Source organism: Streptococcus jiangnanensis, assembly GCF_040888325.1.
In the GTDB taxonomy this organism is placed as follows: Bacteria; Bacillota; Bacilli; order Lactobacillales; family Streptococcaceae; genus Streptococcus; species Streptococcus jiangnanensis.
Genome location: NZ_JBFNFF010000019.1, coordinates 1 through 747, shown reverse-complemented (window position 1 = coordinate 747; position 747 = coordinate 1). Strand labels below are relative to the sequence as shown.

General features: G+C 51.3%; 8 tRNA genes. All 8 read left to right on the top strand.

Annotated features, from left to right (window positions below):
• Positions 1–38: 38 nt before the first annotated feature.
• The 8 genes from AB2B49_RS09205 (at position 39) to AB2B49_RS09170 (ending at position 746) form a co-directional block, all read left to right on the top strand.
• Positions 39–111: transfer RNA gene (locus AB2B49_RS09205), tRNA-Asp, on the top strand.
• Between the two features lie 24 nt (positions 112–135).
• Positions 136–208, top strand: a tRNA-Lys gene (locus tag AB2B49_RS09200).
• A gap of 5 nt (positions 209–213) precedes the next feature.
• Positions 214–295 (top strand) — tRNA-Leu (locus tag AB2B49_RS09195).
• A gap of 12 nt (positions 296–307) precedes the next feature.
• A tRNA-Thr gene (locus tag AB2B49_RS09190) sits at positions 308–380 on the top strand.
• Between the two features lie 27 nt (positions 381–407).
• Positions 408–479: transfer RNA gene (locus AB2B49_RS09185), tRNA-Gly, on the top strand.
• Between the two features lie 7 nt (positions 480–486).
• Positions 487–572 (top strand) — tRNA-Leu (locus tag AB2B49_RS09180).
• A gap of 11 nt (positions 573–583) precedes the next feature.
• Positions 584–657 (top strand) — tRNA-Arg (locus AB2B49_RS09175).
• Positions 658–672: 15 nt separating this feature from the next.
• Positions 673–746, top strand: a tRNA-Pro gene (locus AB2B49_RS09170).
• Position 747: the final 1 nt, after the last annotated feature.

Sequence of the window (747 nt, the reverse complement as noted above, 5' to 3'; positions counted from 1 at the left end):
AGCAGAGGGTCAGCGGTTCGATCCCGTTAACTCCCATAGGTCCCGTAGTGTAGCGGTTATCACGTCGCCCTGTCACGGCGAAGATCGCGGGTTCGATTCCCGTCGGGACCGTTTAAGATAACGGAAGTTATTTTAGACTCGTTAGCTCAGTTGGTAGAGCAATTGACTTTTAATCAATGGGTCACTGGTTCGAGCCCAGTACGGGTCATATTTGCGGGTTTGGCGGAATTGGCAGACGCACCAGATTTAGGATCTGGCGCTTAACGGCGTGGGGGTTCAAGTCCCTTAACCCGCATAATAGAAATCAGCCGGCTTAGCTCAGTTGGTAGAGCATCTGATTTGTAATCAGAGGGTCGCGTGTTCAAGTCATGTAGCCGGCATTTTTTTATATAGAATAAGAGGTCGATGCGAACGTAGTTCAGTGGTAGAACACCACCTTGCCAAGGTGGGGGTCGCGGGTTCGAATCCCGTCGTTCGCTTAGAGAGGCCGGGGTGGCGGAACTGGCAGACGCACAGGACTTAAAATCCTGCGATTGGTAACGATCGTACCGGTTCGATTCCGGTCCTCGGCATATAATGATGAGCACCCTTAGCTCAACTGGATAGAGTACCTGACTACGAATCAGGCGGTTAGAGGTTCGACTCCTCTAGGGTGCATTTTTTTATTTAGCGCGGGAAGTAGCTCAGCTTGGTAGAGTACTTGGTTTGGGACCAAGGTGTCGCAGGTTCGAATCCTGTCTTCCCGAT